The following is a 17,684-nucleotide window of genomic DNA, read 5'->3' as shown; positions in this document are numbered from 1 at the left end:
AACGGGGGAACGGGGGAGCGGGGCGCGAGGGGCGCGCCCCCGGGGGACGGGCCCCGGCGGGAAACCGCCGGGGCCCGCACCCGTACCGGCAGCCCCGGGCCCACGCACCGCACCGTGTCGGCGCGCGCTGTCACACCGTGGACGTAGGCTGGAGACCCCGGCCCGTTCGACGTGTCGGGCCGTTTGCGTTGTCACCGGCACCGCATCCGCATCGCACCCGCTACCCCGGACGGACAAGCCTTCATGAGCCTGCACGGTCTCCTCGACGCCGTCGTCAAGGACACGGCACTTCACCAGGCGGTCCAGGCCGCGTCCGACGGGCACCGGATGCACGTCGACCTGGTCGGACCGCCCGCCGCCCGCCCCTTCGCGGTGGCCGCCCTGGCCCGTGAGACCCGGCGCACGGTGCTCGCCGTCACCGCCACGGGCCGCGAGGCGGAGGACCTGGCAGCCGCACTGCGTTCCTTCCTCGACCCGGAGTCGGTGGTCGAGTACCCGTCCTGGGAGACCCTGCCGCACGAGCGCCTCTCACCCCGGTCCGACACCGTGGGCCGCCGCCTCGCGGTGCTGCGCCGCCTCGCCCACCCCTCCGCCGACGATCCCGAGACCGGCCCAGTGTCGGTGGTCGTCGCCCCCATCCGCTCGGTACTCCAGCCGCAGGTCAAGGGCCTCGGCGACCTGGAGCCGGTGAGCCTGCGCCAGGGCGGCAGCGCGGACCTCCAGGAGACCGTCGAGGCGCTCGCCGCGGCCGCCTACGCCCGAGTCGAACTGGTCGAGAAGCGCGGCGAGTTCGCCGTACGCGGCGGCATCCTCGACGTGTTCCCGCCCACCGAGGAACACCCGCTGCGCATCGAGTTCTGGGGCGACGAGGTCGAGGAGATCCGCTACTTCAAGGTCGCCGACCAGCGCTCCCTGGAGATCGCCGAACACGGCCTGTGGGCACCCCCCTGCCGCGAGCTCCTGCTCACCGACGCCGTACGGGAGCGCGCCGCGTCCCTCGCCGAGCGGCACCCGGAGCTCGGCGAACTGCTCGGCAGGATCGCCGAAGGCATCGCCGTCGAAGGCATGGAGTCCCTGGCCCCCGCACTCGTCGACGACATGGAGCTCCTCCTCGACGTACTGCCCGAGGACAGCATGGCGGTGGTCTGCGACCCGGAGCGGGTACGCACCAGGGCCGCCGACCTGGTCGCCACCTCCCAGGAGTTCCTGCACGCCTCGTGGGCGGCCACCGCCGGCGGCGGCGCGGCCCCGATCGATGTCGACGCCGCCTCCCTGTGGGGCATCGCCGACGTCCGCGACCGGGCCCGCGAGCTCGGGATGATGTGGTGGTCCGTCTCGCCGTTCGCCGCCGACGAGGAGGCCGAAGGCGCCGCCGACACCCTCAAGCTCGGCATGCACGCGCCCGAGACCTATCGCGGCGACACCGCCCGCGCCCTCGCCGACACCAAGGGCTGGCTCGCCGACGGCTGGCGCACGGTGTTCGTGACCGAGGGCCACGGCCCCGCCGCCCGTACCGTCGAGGTGCTCGGCACCGAGGGCATCGCGGCCCGCCTCGAAGCCGACCTCGCGGAGATCTCCCCCTCCGTCGTGCATGTCGCCTGCGGCTCCATCGACTTCGGATTCGTCGACCCCGCGCTCAAGCTGGCCGTCCTCACCGAGACCGACCTCACCGGCCAGAAGGCGGCCGGCAAGGAAGGCGCCCGGATGCCCGTCCGGCGCCGCAAGACCATCGACCCGCTCACCCTGGAGTCGGGCGACTACATCGTCCACGAGCAGCACGGCGTCGGCCGCTACATCGAGATGGTGCAGCGCACCGTCCAGGGCGCCACCCGCGAGTACCTCGTCGTCGAGTACGCCCCCGCCAAGCGCGGCCAGCCCGGCGACCGCCTCTACATCCCGACCGACCAGCTGGAACAGATCACCAAATACGTCGGCGGCGAGGCCCCCACCCTGCACCGCCTGGGCGGCGCCGACTGGACGAAGACCAAGGCCCGCGCCAAGAAGGCGGTCAAGGAGATCGCCGCCGACCTGATCAAGCTCTACAGCGCCCGGATGGCGGCCCCCGGCCACACCTTCGCCCCCGACACCCCCTGGCAGCGCGAACTCGAGGACGCCTTCCCGTACATCGAGACGCCCGACCAGGCCACCACGATCGCCGAAGTCAAGGAGGACATGGAGAAGTCGGTCCCGATGGACCGGCTGATCTGCGGCGACGTCGGGTACGGCAAGACGGAGATCGCCGTGCGCGCCGCCTTCAAGGCGGTGCAGGACGGCAAGCAGGTCGCCGTGCTCGTACCGACGACGCTCCTGGTGCAGCAGCACTTCGGCACGTTCTCCGAGCGGTACTCGCAGTTCCCGGTCAATGTGCGCGCGCTCAGCCGCTTCCAGTCGGACACCGAGTCCAAGGCCACTCTGGAGGGTCTCAGGGACGGCTCCGTCGACATCGTCATCGGCACCCACCGGCTGTTCTCGTCGGAGACCAAGTTCAAGGACCTCGGCCTGGTCATCGTCGACGAGGAACAGCGCTTCGGCGTCGAGCACAAGGAGCAGCTCAAGAAGCTCCGCGCCAATGTCGACGTCCTCACCATGTCCGCCACCCCCATCCCGCGCACCCTGGAGATGGCGGTCACCGGCATCCGCGAGATGTCGACGATCACCACCCCGCCGGAGGAACGCCACCCCGTCCTCACCTTCGTCGGCCCGTACGAGGAGCGGCAGATCGGCGCCGCGGTCCGCCGCGAACTCCTGCGCGAGGGCCAGGTCTTCTACATCCACAACCGGGTGGATTCCATCGACCGCGCCGCCGCCCGCCTGCGCGAGATCGTCCCCGAGGCCCGCATCGCCACCGCGCACGGCCAGATGTCGGAGGCGGCGCTCGAACAGGTCGTGGTGGACTTCTGGGAGAAGAAGTTCGATGTGCTCGTCTCGACCACGATCGTCGAATCGGGCATCGACATCTCCAACGCCAACACCCTGATCGTCGAGCGCGGCGACAACTTCGGCCTGTCCCAGCTGCACCAGCTGCGCGGCCGCGTCGGCCGCGGCCGCGAGCGGGGTTACGCGTACTTCCTGTACCCGCCGGAGAAGCCGCTCACCGAGACGGCGCACGAGCGGCTCGCGACCATCGCCCAGCACACCGAGATGGGCGCCGGCATGTACGTCGCGATGAAGGACCTGGAGATCCGCGGAGCGGGCAATCTGCTCGGCGGCGAGCAGTCCGGCCACATCGCGGGTGTCGGCTTCGACCTCTACGTCCGCATGGTCGGTGAAGCCGTCGCCGACTATCGCGCCTCGCTGGAAGGCGGCGTCGAGGAGGAGCCGCCGCTCGAGGTCAAGATCGAACTGCCCGTGGACGCCCACGTACCGCACGACTACGCACCCGGCGAGCGCCTGCGCCTGCAGGCGTACCGGTCCATCGCCTCCGCCAACACGGAGGACGACGTCAAGGCCGTACGCGAGGAGCTCACCGACCGCTACGGCAAGCTCCCCGAGCCGGTGGAGAACTTGCTCCTGGTGGCCGGCCTGCGGATGCTGTCGCGCGCCTGCGGCGTCGGCGAGATCGTGCTGCAGGGCAACAACATCCGCTTTGCGCCCGTGGAGTTGAGGGAGTCCCAGGAGCTGCGCCTGAAGCGCCTCTACCCCGGGACGGTCATCAAACCGGCCAACCACCAGCTCCTCGTGCCACGCCCGAAGACGGCCAAGGTCGGCGGCAAGCCGCTGACGGGCCGCGAACTGCTCGCCTGGGTCGGCGAGTTCCTCACCACGATCCTGGGGTCGTGAGGCGGGCGATCCTGGGGCCGTGAGGCGGGCGAGTCTCGGCGGTGGCTTCGGCGTTCAGGATCCGGCGGAGCGGAAGAGCATCTCGCCCAGGGCCCGGAACACGTCCTCCGGGTCCCGCTCGCCCACCGCGTCGTCCAGATTGTGGCTGAGCAGCAGCGTGGCGAAGCCGTGCGCGAGCGACCAGGCGGCGACACCCGCGAGGCGCGCGTCCTCGCCACGCTCCTCGGCCGGTACGGAGCCGACGGCGCTGCGCAGGCTGTGCGAGGCGAGCGCCTGCGCGGTGGCCAGCTCCAGGTCCTGCGTGCGCAGCAGCTCGGGCCGGAACATCACCACGAAATGCGCCGGGTGCTCGCGCGCGAAGCGTACGTACCGCACGCCCGCCTCGCGCAGTCCGTCCGCCGCCGACAAGGTCTCGGCGAGCAGCGCGTAGCCCTCCGCTGCGATCGCGGTGAGCAGCCCGGTGCGGTCCCTGAAGTGGTGCGCGGGCGCGGCGTGCGAGACGCCCGCCCGGCGGGCCAGGTCGCGCAGGCTGAGTGCGGCGGGCCCTTGGTCGGCGATCACTTCGAGGGCCGCGGCGAGTATCGATCTGCGCAGATCGCCATGGTGGTAGGGGCGCTGAAGCGACTCGGGTGAGTCGGCGCCCCGGTCGGGGGACGCGTCCGGATCGGCGGATTCCTCGGAACGTGGCATGGGATCACCCTACGAAGAATCTAGGCATTGACAAGTTCCCCGTGATCGTGCAATCTTGTCACTGTCAAGATCCGTCGTCGATGGCCGACCGCGGACAGTCCCAACCCGTGACCGCCAACCGCATCGAGACCGAGACCGAGGGGGAGTACGTCATGCCGGAGCTGGACCACACCGAGTACCAGGCACTCGAGCCGGAAATCGACAGAGCCCGCGTACGGCAGATGTGGCATCTGCTCGAGCCACTGCATGCGGTGCTGTATTACGCACCCGAGGCGTTCGACGAGGCAGCGACCCTGGGCTTCGACGTCGAGGAGCGCTGGCCGAGCTACTTCGCTTGGCGCGCCGCGCCACTCGGAGCCCTCGGCGCACAGCGCGTGACCTCCGCCTTCTACAGCTTCAGCCCGCACATGGTCGCCCAACACATCCCCAAGGCCTGGACCGTGGCCCGACCGGAGCGCATCCTGGACAGCCGGCTGACCGCCGTCGACCGCACCTACCGCGCACTGTTCGGAAAGCACATCGAGGCACCCGCCCTCACCGAGGCAGCCCAACTCGCCCGCACAGCCGCGGAGTCCGCCGACACCGCGGGCCGCCCACTCGCCGCGGCGAACGCGGTCCTGCCCTGGCCCAAATCACCCCACCTGATCTTCTGGCAGGCCGCGACGATCCTGCGGGAGCAGCGCGGCGACGGCCACCTCGCCGCACTCCTCGCCGCCCGACTCGACCCCGTCGAATCGCTGGTGTCCTTCGCCGCGATCGGAGCGGCACCCGCGGAACGCTTCGAAAGCCGGGGCTGGAGCAGCGCCGAATGGACATCCGCACGTGAACGCCTCACCGCGCGCGGCCTGTTGGACCCATCAGGTGTCGCCACGGACGACGGCCACCGGCTGCGGGACGAGGTCGAGCACCGCACGGACATACTCGCGGCCGGCCCCTGGACCGCCCTCGGCCCGGACCGTACGGCCCGCCTGGCCGACCTCCTCGGCGACTTCTGGCTCACCGTCATCACCTCCGGCCTCCTCCCCTCCGAGAACACCCTGGGCATAGGCAAGATCTGACTCACCGGCGTGGCTCCGCCGATCCCCGAGGACAGCGTCCGTCGACGGCCGGTGGTGGGACGGTTGCTGCCATGACCGTTGGCACACCTGGCAGCGAAATCGAGCTCGAGACGAGTCGCCTTCTGCTCAGACCTTGGCGGGTGGCCGAGGCCCCCGTCCAGCACGAACTGTGGACCGAACGCGATCCGCGAGTACCGCCGCACCGCCGAATCGACGCGGACGGACACCCCACGGTCGCGGAGCTCGAGGATGCGATCCGGACCCAACCCGTGTGGTCGACCGGACTGCTGGCGGTCGAACGAAAGACCTCTCGTGACGTCATCGGATACTGCGGGCTGGTCGACAGCGGGCGAGGACCGGCAGCGGAACCGGAGCTGGCCTTCGAACTGCTGCGCCGAGTATGGCGACAGGGATATGCGACCGAGGCCGCGACGGCCGTACTGGACTGGGCGAGAGCATCCGGATACGAGCGTCTGTGGGCCACGGTCTGGGACTGGAACACCGCCTCGCGCCGCGTGCTGGCCAAGGTCGGGTTCACCGAGACCGATCGAAAGGAAGTGGACGCGCTGCACGGGACCACCCTGTTCAACACCAGACGGCTCTGACCCACCCACGTTCGGCACGCTGATCAGACGGCGGAGCGCCCGGGCAATGCAGTGTTCTCGTACCGAGCGGGTGGATAGCGTGCGGGCCATGGAGCTCGAGATCACCACCCTCGCCACCCGGCCGGAACTCCAGGGGCCCATGTGGCAGATGTCCGACAACTGGCCCGAGTACATCCAGAACGACCCGGTCGGCTGGTCGCACTTCGGACGGATCGTCGCCGAACTGCCGGAGTACGTCCTGGTGGCGACCGACCCGGACGGCGAGCTGGTGGCCAGGGCGCTGAGCGTGCCGTTCGCCCTGCACAAGAGAGGACGTGATGGACAACTGCCCGACGGAGGATGGGACCAGGCCCTGATGTGGGCGTTCTCGGACCTGCGCCAGGGAGTCGCCCCGGACACCGTGAGCGCCATCGAGATCACCGTGGCCGCCGGGCGGCAGGGCAGCGGAATCTCGGGCGTGATGCTGAGCGCGATGCGGGAGAGCGCACGGGCGCGCGGGTTCGGCGAGGTGGTCGCCCCGGTCCGGCCCAGCGCCAAACACCGGGAGCCGCACGCCTCGATACACGAGTACGCGCGCCGGATCAGGCCGGAGGACGGGCTGCCGCACGACCCGTGGCTGCGGGTGCACGTACGGGCAGGCGGCGTGATCGACAAGGTCGCCCCGACCTCGATGTGCGTCGCGGCCTCGGTGGGGCAGTGGCGGGAGTGGACGGGACTGCCCTTCGACCAGCCGGGCGAGGTGGAGGTCCCCGGGGCCCTGGTCCCCGTCCACTGCGAGCCGGAGCGCGACTACGCGGTGTATGTGGAGCCGAACGTGTGGGTGAGGCACCGAGTGTGAGGGGGTGGGGAGGGAGGGGGAGGGGGAGGGGCCCCCCCGCCCCCCCCCCCCCCCCCCCCCCCCCCCCCCCCCCCCNGGGGGGGGGGGGGGGGGGGGGGGGGGCCCCCACCCACCCCCCCCCCACAAGCACCCACCTCTTCACCGTGCCCCCAACTCCCGCCGAATCGTTGGTCGAATCAGTGGCCGAACGTGCAGCCACTGCCTAACATCGATCACCGCAACACCTGTGCCCGTCCGTCGTCCCGGCCGCCACCCAGGCCGCGGCGTCGAGCGCGGCAGCCGAAGGTGTCAATCTCGCCGCCGGGAGGCCTCCTTGCACCGCCGCCGTCGCACCGCGCTCACCGTTTCCGCCGCCCTGCTCGTCGCGGCACCGCTCCTGTCCGCCTGTGGGAACGAGGCGCACCCGGGTGCCGCGGCCGTGGTCGGCGGGGACCGCATCACCGTCGAGCAACTGCAGTCCCGGGTCGGCGAGGTCAGGACGGCGCAGCAGCAGGCCACCGAGAAGTCGGGGGACTATGCGCAGGCGGTCGAGAAGACCGGCGGCCTCACCCGCAGCACCCTGCAGTCGATGGTGCTCGACCGCGTACTGCACCGCGCCGCCGCCGACGCGGGCGTCCGGGTCAGCCGCCGCGAGGTGCAGGAGCTGCGTGACCAGGTCGAGAAGCAGTCGGGCGGTCGCAAGGCGTTCGAGGCGGGCTGGTTGCAGCAGTACAGCATCGCGCCCGGCCGGATCGACGACAGTCTGCGTACGGAGATCGAGGCGCAGAAGCTGTACGCGGCACTGGGCGTTCAGCCGCAGACGGAGGAGGGGCAGGCGGCGTTCTGGGGCGCGCTTTCCGACGCCTCGAAGGCCCTGAAGGTCGACCTCAATCCGCGTTACGGCTCCTGGGACGTGACCAAGAGCCGCCGTGTCGACGCCAAGACTCCGTGGCTCCGCGAGGTCAGCGCCAAGGACAGTCAGAAGGCCTGACCTCACGGTTGGATGGCGCCACCCGGCCGCCGTGCGTTCGCCTGGCCGCACTGTGTTCCGCCCGGTTGTCCGTTCGGCAGTGATGACGCCGAGCAGGGGGAACGCGATGAGCAGTGCGACCGCGACGAGCAGTCCACTCGCCCAGAGCGGACCGAGGATCCCCGCTCCGGTGCCGAGAGCGGCCGCAGCGACGGCGGGGCCGACGGCGGCAAGCGCGGCCACCAGCGGAGCGCCGACGATCATGCCGATCGCGAAGGCCGAGGTGAGCGTGCCCGCTGTCCCGACGGTGACCCGCTGTCCCGACGGTGACGTCGAGATCCGAGGCGAGTTCCGGAAGGAGGCCGGCGAGCATGAACTCCGAGGTGCCCATGGCGAAGACCGCCACGGCAAGCAGGTACAGCGGGAGTGCAAGCAGGTACAGCGGGAGTGGCATATCGAGTGGCTCCGAGGTGAGGAGGGGCACGAGAAGGTCGTCTCGGCACCGCGGTCGGCCTCGAGCGCACGCCGGTCCCGCCACTCGGGGCGGCAGGCGGCAGGGCCCTGAGCTCAGTGGTTCAGGGCGCTGACGGCGTGGCCGAAAGCCCCCTCCTCGTCCGACTCAGGACTCGACATGTCCGGCTCGCTACGCGGCCGATGCCCGCCGCTGCATCTTGATTCCACGGTGATCGGCCGGCGCCGGCGACGTGCCGTCCCGGCGTCACCGACGTTCCGTCCCGAGGCGCCTGCGCGACGGCTCTATGTGCGTGGCCCCCACAAGCCCGTGGCCCCCACAAGCCCGTGGCCGCCGTGAACCCGGGCCCCCGGGGCCCTCGAGGCCCCTCCCCCACCGGCGAGCGCCCGGCCGCGTTAGGTTCGGGGTGTGAACGCTGAAGATGCCGGTCGTGTCGTCCTGCTCACCACCAGCCACCGGGTCGCACCGGGTCTGTTGTCCTGGCCCGCGTGGCAGGTGCTGCACAGTGCCCAGCGGGTGGTGTGCTCGGATCCGCAGCACCCGCAGCTGCCGTATCTGCGTGAGGCCGGTGTCGTGGTCGAGGAGGTGGCGCCTGAGGCGCAGGAGCTCGTCGATGCCACCGCCGGCGGCCGCACCGTGGTGGTCGTGGCCTCCGGGGAGGGCGAGCCCCGGTTGACCGATGGTCTTGCCCGTCTTGCCGGTTCGGGCCGGGTCGCGATGCCGGATCTGGAGCTGCTGCCCGCTTCGTACGATCTGCCCGGCGCGCGGCTGCTCGATCTGGTGCAGGTGATGGACCGGATCCGCGTCGACTGCCCGTGGTCCTCGCGGCAGACCCACGAGGGTTTGGCCAAGTACGGCATCGAGGAGGCGTACGAGCTCGTCGAGGCGATCGAGGACGGTGACCGGGTCGAGCTGCGTGAGGAACTCGGCGACGTACTGCTGCAGGTGGTGTTCCATGCGCGGATCGCGGAGGAGGACTCCGAGGAGCCGTTCTCCGTGGACGATGTGGCCGCCGGCATCGTGGCGAAGCTGATCCATCGCCATCCGCATGTGTTCGGCGACGAGCACGCCGAGACTCCCGAGGACGTCAAGGCGCACTGGCTGCGCACCAAGGCCGAGGAGAAGCAGCGTAATTCGGTCACCGAGGGCATTCCGCTCGGCCAGCCGGGTCTGGCGCTCGCCGCGAAGCTCGCGGGGCGCGCGCGGAGTGCCGGTCTCGACGTCCCGCTGCCGACGGGCGAGGGCATCGGCTACGAACTTCTGGCGATGGCCGTACGCGCCCAGGCGGAGGGTGTCGATCCGGAGTCCGCGTTGCGGGCGGCGGGCCGCGCCTACCGTGACGCGATCCTCGCCGCGGAGTCGGGAGCATGACGGACGCGCCTGATCCGGCCCCGGTGTCGCCCTCCGGGGCCTGCCCGCATGCCGGGCACGAAGCGCGGGCGCCGGGCGGCCCGGGGGCGGACGTGGTTTCGGACGGTCCTCGACCTCCACTGTTCAGCTGGGAGTTCGCCACCGACCCGTATCCCGCGTACGCGTGGCTGCGCGAGCATGCGCCGGTGCACCGCACCCGGCTGCCGAGTGGGGTGGAGGCGTGGCTCGTCACCCGGTACGAGGACGCCCGGGTGGCGCTCGCCGACCAGCGGCTGTCCAAGAACGCGGCGCACCACGACGAGCCCGACCATGCGAAGGGCCGGACCGGCATTCCGGGTGAGCGCAAGGCCGAGCTGATGACGCATCTGCTCAACATCGACCCGCCGGACCACACCCGGCTGCGCCGTCTGGTGTCGAAGGCCTTCACTCCGCGGCGTGTGGCCCGATTCGCGCCCCGCGTGCAGGAGTTGACGGACGAGCTGATCGACGGGTTCGCGGGGAAGGGGGCGGCGGATCTCATCCACGAGTTCGCGTTCCCGCTGCCGATCTACGCGATCTGCGATCTGCTGGGCGTCCCGCGGGAGGATCAGGACGATTTCCGCGACTGGGCGGGCATGATGATCCGGCACGGGGGAGGGCCGCGTGGCGGGGTGGCCCGTTCGGTGAAGAAGATGCGCAGATATCTTGCCGAGCTGATTCACCGCAAGCGTGCGGAACTGCCCGAAGTGCCCGCCCCTGACGAGGATCTGCTGTCCGGTCTGATCCGCGCCTCGGACCACGGTGAGCATCTGACGGAGAACGAGGCCGCGGCGATGGCCTTCATCCTCCTCTTCGCGGGCTTCGAGACCACGGTCAATCTGATCGGCAACGGCACGCTCGCCCTGCTCCGGCACCCGGCCGAGCGCGAGCGTCTGGCCGCCGCGATCGCGGCCGGCGACGACTCGCTGCTCGACACGGGAATCGAGGAACTGCTGCGCTACGACGGTCCGGTGGAGGTCGCGACCTGGCGTTTCGCCACTGAACCGCTCACCGTCGGCGGGCAGTCGATCGCCGCGGGCGACCCGGTCCTCGTGGTGCTCGCGGCGGCCGATCGGGACCCGGAGCGGTTCCGCGATCCGGACGTACTGGATCTGACGCGACGTGACAATCAGCACCTCGGTTACGGTCACGGCATCCACTACTGCGTGGGCGCGCCGCTGGCTCGTCTCGAGGGGCGTACGGCAGTCGAGACGTTGCTGCGCCGGCTCCCGGACCTGCGGCTCGCGGTGAATCCGGATGATTTGCGCTGGCGGGGTGGCCTGATCATGCGTGGACTGCGCACGCTGCCCGTGGAGTTCGCGCCCGAGCCGGGCGGCCGGCGTTCTGACGTGCCGTCAAGAATGTGATGTTCGTGTGATCTCCTCTGAACCGGCTTGTGACAAGCGTTCGACTCCCGCTACGTTCACGGTCGACTCTCCAGTCACGCGACTCACTCGTCGCGTGGATGTCAGGCGAAAGGCAACTGCATGCTCTCCGGGAACGGCCGTCACCGTCGCCCCCGTCAGGCCCCGGCCCTCGTGGTCGCGGCAGGCGTCACCGGTTCGGCCATCGCGATTCCGCTGATCGGCGCCACCGGTGCGAGTGCCGAGGAGGCCCCGGCCTGGGACCGCCTCGCCGCCTGCGAAAGCGGCGGCCTGTGGAGCGCGCACATGGACAACGGCTTCTACGGCGGACTGCAGCTGACCCAGGAGACCTGGGAGAGCTACGGCGGACTCGAGTACGCGCCGCGCGCCGACCTCGCCAGCCGCTCCCAGCAGATCGCCGTCGCGGAGCAGGTGCTCGCCGACCAGGGGCCCGCCGCCTGGCCGACCTGCGCGCCGATAGCCGGCCTCGACGGCTCGGACGGGTCCGACGGCTCCTCGTCGGGCGCGGGCGAGACCGCCAAGCCCTCGGGTGAGGGGGAGGGCTCCGCCGACTCGTCCGGATCCGAGGGTTCCGAGGACTCGTCGGGCGACGCGTCCAAGCCCTCCGGTGAGCAGAAGGATCCCTCCGCCACCCCGGACGCCTCAGAGACCGGCGACAGCGGCGAGTCCGGCGAGCCGTCGGACACGGCGGACCCGTCCGCCTCGCCCGAAGCCACCGAAGCCACCGATGGTGCCGAGGACGCCGAGGGCTCCCGAGGGGCAAATGACTCGGAAAAGGCCGAACCGGGCAAGAACGGCGACAGTTCGGATGGTTCGGGTGATTCGGGCAGCTCCGGTGGCTCGGACGGATCCGACGACCGCTCGAGCGGTAAGCCTTCGGACAGCTTCGGCGACGGCTCCTGGGTCACAGAACCGGACAACTCCGGGCAGAACGCCACCCCTTCGCCCGAAGGCGGCGACACTGCGACCCCTTCGCCGTCCGAGTCCGCCGAGCCCGGCAAGGGCCGTCACCGCGGCGACGAGGCCCGCGAGGGCGACGAGGACGGCCGTGGTGCCGGCTCGGGCCGGCACGCCTCGCGCGGCGGCGACTCGTCCCGCGACGGCGACGACGGCTCGTACACGGTGCGCGTCGGCGACAGCCTCTGGGCGATCGCGGACGGGCAGCATGTGGAGGGTGGTTGGAGCGCGATCTACGACCTCAACAAGGACGTCGTCGGATCCGACCCCGACCTGATCCTTCCTGGCCAAAGCCTTGATCTGGGCGAAAAGTAGCCTGCACGGGCGGCAGTTCGCGCTGAATGTCCGAGTTAAAGGCGCTTGGAGTGAAGTGAGAGATGGGTCTCATGAGCCCTGATCGTCTTTGTATTTCCCCCGATTCGGTGCCTAACGTCATCACCGCTCGCCACTGGCGGGCCCCGATGGCCGTCACGCCGAATCCTGCCGGCGGCCCCAGGGAACAGTCGTCGCGTAAAGCGCCGTAGGCAGGAGCGGGGGACCCAAGGTTTGCGCCGGGCCCGGCCGTTGAGCACTCGCTCGACGGCGGACCGGCTTGGGGTGTAGTCGCGAGGGGGCGGAGCCCTCCCGAGACCGGACAACTCACTTGGTCCGAACCCGACAGCTCACCTCGCAGGCGTCGGTGAGGGGATCACTCCATGCTGTTCAACTCCAAGGGCAAGCACCGCCGTCCGTCCAAGGCCACCCGCGTCGCCACCATCGCCGGCGTGACCGGTGCCGCCGTCGCCGTCCCGCTGATGGGTGCCACCGGCGCCCAGGCCGCCACCGCCTCCGAGTGGGACGCGGTCGCCCAGTGCGAGTCCGGCGGCGACTGGTCGATCAACACCGGCAACGGCTACTCCGGCGGCCTGCAGTTCTCGCCGTCCACCTGGGCCGCGTACGGCGGCACCGCCTACGCCCCGTCGGCCGACCAGGCCTCCAAGTCCCAGCAGATCGCGGTCGCCGAGAAGGTCCTCGCCGGCCAGGGCAAGGGTGCCTGGCCGAGCTGCGGCGTCGGCCTCTCCAACGCCTCCTACGAGGGCGGCGCCGCCGAGCAGCCGCAGGAGTCCGCCCCGCAGCAGGAGCGCCAGGACGACCAGGCGGCCAGCCGCTCGCAGGAGCGCGCCGAGCCGAAGCCGGCCGAGAAGACCGTCGAGACCCCGACCGGCAAGAAGGTCGAGAAGGGCGACGGCGAGTACAAGGTGAAGACCGGCGACACCCTCTCCAAGATCGCCGAGGCGCACGACGTCGACGGCGGCTGGAAGAAGCTGTTCAAGCTGAACGACGACATCGTCGACGACGCCGACTACATCTTCCCGGGCCAGCAGCTCCACCTGAGCTGACCGGAGCCGAACCGATCGCCGGCTCGGTCCGTACGGGTCTCCGGCGGGCCCCGTACGAGCCGAACCGGCCGCTCCCGCCCCTCACGGGGCGCCCCCACGGAGCACATCCCCCCACGTTTTCCCCGGGCTGCCCCGTCCCGGCGCGCATCCCCCGTACGCGCCGGGGCGGGGCACACCCTTGCCCGCGGAACGCCCGCCGCCGCGCACCCCCGTCCCGTTACCCACAGGTAGGAAACGGGTCGCTTTGCCCCGTAACAGTGGCCTTCGGGGTCCTTTTCGTCCCAGGGGACGGGCGGTCGGCTGGCCGAAGGCCCCGGGCCGGTTAGGCTCATGTCCGCGGGGCCACAGCGTCCCCGTATCCGCGAGGGCCGCCGCGCCCCCGCAGCCGCACTCTCAGCGTCACATCCCAGAAGGAGATGCTCGTGCCGTCCATCGACGTCGTCGTAGCCCGGGAAATCCTGGACTCCCGAGGCAACCCCACGGTCGAGGTCGAGGTGGGCCTCGACGACGGCAGCACCGGCCGTGCTGCCGTCCCGTCCGGAGCATCGACGGGTGCCTTCGAGGCCGTCGAGCTCCGCGACGGTGACCCCAACCGCTACCAGGGCAAGGGTGTCGAGAAGGCCGTCCTGGCCGTCATCGAGCAGATCGGCCCGGAGCTCGTCGGCTACGACGCCACCGAGCAGCGCCTGATCGACCAGGCGATGTTCGACCTGGACGCCACCGACAACAAGGGCTCGCTCGGCGCCAACGCCATCCTCGGTGTCTCGCTCGCCGTCGCGCACGCCGCCTCCGAGGCGTCCGACCTGCCGCTCTTCCGCTACCTCGGCGGCCCGAACGCGCACCTGCTGCCCGTCCCGATGATGAACATCCTGAACGGCGGCTCGCACGCCGACTCCAACGTGGACATCCAGGAGTTCATGATCGCGCCGATCGGCGCCGAGTCCTTCTCCGAGGCGCTGCGCTGGGGCGCCGAGGTCTACCACACCCTCAAGAAGGTGCTGAAGGAGAAGGGCCTGTCCACCGGCCTCGGCGACGAGGGCGGCTTCGCGCCGAACCTGGACTCCAACCGCGCCGCGCTCGACCTCATCATCGAGGCGATCGAGAAGGCCGGTTACACCCCCGGCGAGCAGATCGCGCTCGCCCTGGACGTCGCCGCCTCCGAGTTCTACAAGGACGGCAAGTACCAGTTCGAGGGCAAGGAGCGCTCGGCCGCGGAGATGACCGAGTACTACGAGGAGCTCGTCGACGCGTACCCGCTCGTCTCCATCGAGGACCCGCTCTTCGAGGACGACTGGGCCGGCTGGAACGTCGTCACCGCGAAGCTCGGCGAGAAGGTCCAGCTGGTGGGTGACGACCTGTTCGTCACCAACCCGGAGCGCCTCTCCCGTGGCATCGAGGAGAAGTCCGCGAACGCCCTGCTCGTCAAGGTCAACCAGATCGGCTCGCTCACCGAGACCCTGGACGCCGTCGAGCTGGCCCAGCGCAACGGCTTCAAGTGCATGATGAGCCACCGCTCCGGCGAGACCGAGGACGTCACCATCGCCGACCTCGCCGTCGCCACCAACTGCGGCCAGATCAAGACCGGCGCCCCGGCCCGCTCCGAGCGCGTCGCCAAGTACAACCAGCTGCTTCGCATCGAGGAGATCCTCGACGACGCGGCGGTGTACGCGGGTCGCAGCGCCTTCCCGCGTTTCAAGGGCTGAGTCCCAGGGCTGAGTCCGAGGGCTGATCGGACAGCCAAGTCGTACGTACGTCCCCGGCCGCGGTCCCGTACCGTGTCCGGGGACGTACGCGCGTGGGCGGCGTACGCGGTGACAGGGGAGGCGAGCCATGGGAGCGGGCAAGAACCGGGACAGGTTCTCCACGGCCACCAGGATCCGCCTGCTCGGCGAGCAGACCGCGGCCCGCGTCTACCGTTCGCAGACCCGCAGGCAGGCCCGCCGCTCGCGGCTCACCGGCCGCGCCGCCCTGCTCGCCCTGGTCGTCTGCTCCCTGATCGTCGCGCTCGCCTACCCGATAAGGGAGTACGTGGGGCAGCGCGCCGACATACAGCAGCAGGAACGGGAGTTGGCCGAGGCCCGGGCACAGACCGAGCGGCTGCGTGACGCCAAGGCCCGCTGGAAGGACCCGGCGTACGTGCAGCGGCAGGCCCGCGAGCGGCTGCACATGGTGCTGCCGGGCGAGACCGGCTACACGGTGCCCGGCACCGGCGCCCCCGCCGCGCTCCGCAGCGACCCGGGTGCCGCGGACCGCGCCTGGCAGACCAACCTCTTCGACGGCCTCGACAAGGCCGACGACGCGGACCGTACGCAGGACTGACGCCGCACCCGAAACCCGCGACCTCCACCCGGACCGACACCAGCTTCCCCCTTCTCCCTCAGTGACCGAAAGACACGCCAGTCTCATGGAAACCCCTCCGCCGTCCACCCCGCGCACCGAACCCACCGACGCCGACGTGGAGGCGTTCAAGCAGCAGCTCGGCCGGCCGCCGCGCGGGCTGCGCGCCATCGCGCACCGCTGCCCGTGCGGGCAGCCCGATGTCGTCGAGACGGCGCCGCGGCTGCCCGACGGCACGCCGTTCCCCACGCTGTACTACCTGACCTGCCCGCGGGCCGCATCGGCGATCGGCACGCTGGAGGCGAACGGCGTGATGAAGGAGATGACCGAGCGGCTGGCCACGGATCCCGAACTCGCCGCCGCGTACCGGGCTGCGCACGAGGACTACATCCGGCGGCGCGACGAGATCGAGGAGCTGACCGGCTTCCCGAGCGCGGGCGGCATGCCGGACCGCGTGAAGTGCCTGCACGTCCTCGTCGGCCACTCCCTCGCCGCGGGACCGGGGGTGAACCCCCTCGGGGACGAGGCCCTCGCGATGCTGCCCGAGTGGTGGGCAAAGGGACCCTGCGTCTCCCCTTGACCGAGACGTCACCCCACCCCACCCTTTCCCGAATCTCCTCAATCGCCGGAGGGGCTCAAATTGAGCCCCTCCGGCGATTGAGGAGATTCGGGAAGGGGTGGGACCGGGGACGAACAACCTGAAGGAGCACCATGCCCCGCGTCGCAGCCATCGACTGCGGTACGAACTCGATCCGCCTCCTCGTCGCAGACGTGAACCCCACGACGGGTGAACTCGTCGAACTGGACCGCAGGATGCAGATCGTCCGCCTCGGCCAGGGAGTCGACAGCACGGGCCGTCTGGCCCAAGACGCCCTGGACCGCACCTTCGCGGCCTGCCGCGAGTACGCGGACATCATCGAGAAGCACGGCGCCCAGCGCACCCGCTTCGTCGCCACCTCCGCCTCCCGCGACGCCGAGAACAGGGACGACTTCGTCCACGGCGTACGCGAGATCCTCGGCGTCGACCCCGAGGTCATCACCGGCGACGAGGAGGCGGAGCTCTCCTTCACCGGCGCCACCAAGGAACTCACCGGCCGCACCGACCTGCACCGCCCCTACCTGGTGGTGGACATCGGCGGCGGCTCCACGGAGTTCGTCGTCGGCGACGACCACGTGCGCGCCGCCCGCTCCGTGGACGTCGGCTGCGTACGCATGACGGAACGTCACCTGGTGCGCGACGGCGCCGTCACCGACCCGCCGGAGCCCGCGCAGATCGCCGCGATCCGCGCCGACATCGAGGCCGCACTCGACCTGGCCGAGCAGACCGTGCCGCTCCGCGAGGCTCGCACCCTGGTGGGCCTGGCCGGTTCGGTGACGACGGTCGCCGCGATCGCGCTCGGACTCGAGGAGTACGACCCCGCGGCGATCCACCACGCGCGCGTGCCGTTCGCCCGGGTCAAGGAGATCGCCGGCCGTCTCGTGCAATCCACGCACGCCGAGCGCGCGGCGATCGGCGCGATGCACCCCGGCCGGGTCGACGTGATCGCCGCGGGCACCCTCGTACTCCTGGCGACCATGGAACGCACCGGCGCCGAGGACGTCGTGGTGAGCGAACACGACATCCTCGACGGCATCGCCTGGAAGACCGCCGAAGGGCTCGGCTGAGCGCGGATACGGCCCGCTTGAGCGCGCCGTTCGGCCCGGAATGATGCGTTCCGGCGGGGTGCCGCAAATAAGTTCGTGAAGTTCTTCACAAGGAAAAGCGACCCAACGGAGGGACTTCGCGTCCGATCGACCCGAATCGGGGACCCGGGAGCGGTGTCCTGTGTGATTCGGGGACGTTTC

Annotated in this window: 14 protein-coding genes, 1 pseudogene and 1 riboswitch; of the genes and pseudogenes, 13 read left to right on the top strand and 2 right to left on the bottom strand. The window is 70.8% G+C overall.

Features of this window, described 5'->3' with window-relative positions:
• Window positions 1-243: 243 nt before the first annotated feature.
• Complete coding sequence (mfd, locus tag DY218_RS04720; protein WP_128554631.1) at window positions 244-3,780, top strand: transcription-repair coupling factor; 3,537 nt, start codon at window positions 244-246, stop codon at window positions 3,778-3,780.
• Window positions 3,781-3,834: 54 nt separating this feature from the next.
• Here the strand turns inward: mfd and DY218_RS04715 are convergent, their stop codons facing one another.
• Window positions 3,835-4,470, bottom strand: a complete 636-nt coding sequence (locus DY218_RS04715; RefSeq protein WP_128554630.1) for a TetR/AcrR family transcriptional regulator — start codon at window positions 4,468-4,470, stop codon at window positions 3,835-3,837.
• Between the two features lie 152 nt (window positions 4,471-4,622).
• Between DY218_RS04715 and DY218_RS04710 the strand changes: the two genes are divergently transcribed.
• From DY218_RS04710 to DY218_RS04695, 4 genes are all read left to right on the top strand, one after another.
• Complete coding sequence (locus tag DY218_RS04710) at window positions 4,623-5,528, top strand: SCO6745 family protein (protein WP_128554636.1); 906 nt, start codon at window positions 4,623-4,625, stop codon at window positions 5,526-5,528.
• Window positions 5,529-5,599: 71 nt separating this feature from the next.
• On the top strand, window positions 5,600-6,133 hold the full coding sequence (locus tag DY218_RS04705) for a GNAT family N-acetyltransferase (RefSeq protein ID WP_128554629.1): 534 nt from the start codon (window positions 5,600-5,602) through the stop codon (window positions 6,131-6,133).
• Window positions 6,134-6,221: 88 nt separating this feature from the next.
• Window positions 6,222-6,971, top strand: a complete 750-nt coding sequence (locus DY218_RS04700; RefSeq protein WP_128554628.1) for an N-acetyltransferase — start codon at window positions 6,222-6,224, stop codon at window positions 6,969-6,971.
• A 313-nt stretch (window positions 6,972-7,284) separates the two neighbouring features.
• On the top strand, window positions 7,285-7,941 hold the full coding sequence (locus DY218_RS04695; protein ID WP_128554627.1) for a SurA N-terminal domain-containing protein: 657 nt from the start codon (window positions 7,285-7,287) through the stop codon (window positions 7,939-7,941).
• A 203-nt stretch (window positions 7,942-8,144) separates the two neighbouring features.
• Here the strand turns inward: DY218_RS04695 and DY218_RS04690 are convergent.
• Window positions 8,145-8,374, bottom strand: a pseudogene (locus DY218_RS04690) (hypothetical protein); the annotation flags it as partial.
• Window positions 8,375-8,800: 426 nt separating this feature from the next.
• Between DY218_RS04690 and DY218_RS04685 the strand changes: the two are divergent.
• The 8 genes from DY218_RS04685 (at window position 8,801) to DY218_RS04650 (ending at window position 17,504) form a co-directional block, all read left to right on the top strand.
• Complete coding sequence (locus DY218_RS04685) at window positions 8,801-9,763, top strand: nucleoside triphosphate pyrophosphohydrolase (protein WP_128554626.1); 963 nt, start codon at window positions 8,801-8,803, stop codon at window positions 9,761-9,763.
• Window positions 9,760-11,148: a cytochrome P450 family protein gene (locus DY218_RS04680; protein ID WP_128554625.1), complete on the top strand. Its 1,389-nt coding sequence runs from the start codon at window positions 9,760-9,762 to the stop codon at window positions 11,146-11,148. Before DY218_RS04685 ends, DY218_RS04680 begins: the two co-directional genes overlap by 4 nt.
• A gap of 120 nt (window positions 11,149-11,268) precedes the next feature.
• Window positions 11,269-12,438 (top strand): transglycosylase family protein, encoded by a 1,170-nt coding sequence (locus DY218_RS04675; protein ID WP_128554624.1) that lies wholly within the window; start codon window positions 11,269-11,271, stop codon window positions 12,436-12,438.
• Window positions 12,439-12,629: 191 nt separating this feature from the next.
• A riboswitch (cyclic di-AMP (ydaO/yuaA leader) is annotated at window positions 12,630-12,814 on the top strand.
• Window positions 12,815-12,818: 4 nt separating this feature from the next.
• Window positions 12,819-13,502, top strand: a complete 684-nt coding sequence (locus DY218_RS04670; RefSeq protein ID WP_128554623.1) for a LysM peptidoglycan-binding domain-containing protein — start codon at window positions 12,819-12,821, stop codon at window positions 13,500-13,502.
• 422 nt (window positions 13,503-13,924) lie between these two features.
• Window positions 13,925-15,205, top strand: coding sequence for a phosphopyruvate hydratase (gene eno / locus DY218_RS04665; protein ID WP_128554622.1), 1,281 nt, complete (start codon window positions 13,925-13,927; stop codon window positions 15,203-15,205).
• A gap of 127 nt (window positions 15,206-15,332) precedes the next feature.
• Window positions 15,333-15,821: an FtsB family cell division protein gene (locus tag DY218_RS04660; RefSeq protein WP_128554621.1), complete on the top strand. Its 489-nt coding sequence runs from the start codon at window positions 15,333-15,335 to the stop codon at window positions 15,819-15,821.
• An 85-nt stretch (window positions 15,822-15,906) separates the two neighbouring features.
• Entirely contained in the window at window positions 15,907-16,419 is a 513-nt protein-coding gene (locus DY218_RS04655) for a DUF501 domain-containing protein (protein WP_128554620.1), read from the top strand.
• 131 nt (window positions 16,420-16,550) lie between these two features.
• Window positions 16,551-17,504, top strand: coding sequence for a Ppx/GppA phosphatase family protein (locus DY218_RS04650; RefSeq protein WP_128554619.1), 954 nt, complete (start codon window positions 16,551-16,553; stop codon window positions 17,502-17,504).
• Window positions 17,505-17,684: the final 180 nt, after the last annotated feature.

Origin of the sequence: Streptomyces triticagri (genome assembly GCF_003429565.1) — a bacterium.
Lineage (GTDB): Bacteria > Actinomycetota > Actinomycetes > Streptomycetales > Streptomycetaceae > Streptomyces > Streptomyces triticagri.
This window is presented reverse-complemented; position numbering and strand designations above follow the sequence as displayed.

Bases quoted from the DNA above. Each gene is read 5' to 3' on its own strand.
- DY218_RS04655 (WP_128554620.1), top strand. From the start codon at position 15,907: ATGGAAACCCCTCCGCCGTCCACCCCGCGCACCGAACCCACCGACGCC.
- DY218_RS04650 (WP_128554619.1), top strand. From the start codon at position 16,551: ATGCCCCGCGTCGCAGCCATCGACTGCGGTACGAACTCGATCCGCCTC.
- mfd (WP_128554631.1), top strand. From the start codon at position 244: ATGAGCCTGCACGGTCTCCTCGACGCCGTCGTCAAGGACACGGCACTT.
- DY218_RS04660 (WP_128554621.1), top strand. From the start codon at position 15,333: ATGGGAGCGGGCAAGAACCGGGACAGGTTCTCCACGGCCACCAGGATC.
- DY218_RS04710 (WP_128554636.1), top strand. From the start codon at position 4,623: ATGCCGGAGCTGGACCACACCGAGTACCAGGCACTCGAGCCGGAAATC.
- DY218_RS04715 (WP_128554630.1), bottom strand. From the start codon at position 4,470: ATGCCACGTTCCGAGGAATCCGCCGATCCGGACGCGTCCCCCGACCGG.
- DY218_RS04705 (WP_128554629.1), top strand. From the start codon at position 5,600: ATGACCGTTGGCACACCTGGCAGCGAAATCGAGCTCGAGACGAGTCGC.
- DY218_RS04675 (WP_128554624.1), top strand. From the start codon at position 11,269: ATGCTCTCCGGGAACGGCCGTCACCGTCGCCCCCGTCAGGCCCCGGCC.
- DY218_RS04700 (WP_128554628.1), top strand. From the start codon at position 6,222: ATGGAGCTCGAGATCACCACCCTCGCCACCCGGCCGGAACTCCAGGGG.
- DY218_RS04670 (WP_128554623.1), top strand. From the start codon at position 12,819: ATGCTGTTCAACTCCAAGGGCAAGCACCGCCGTCCGTCCAAGGCCACC.
- DY218_RS04680 (WP_128554625.1), top strand. From the start codon at position 9,760: ATGACGGACGCGCCTGATCCGGCCCCGGTGTCGCCCTCCGGGGCCTGC.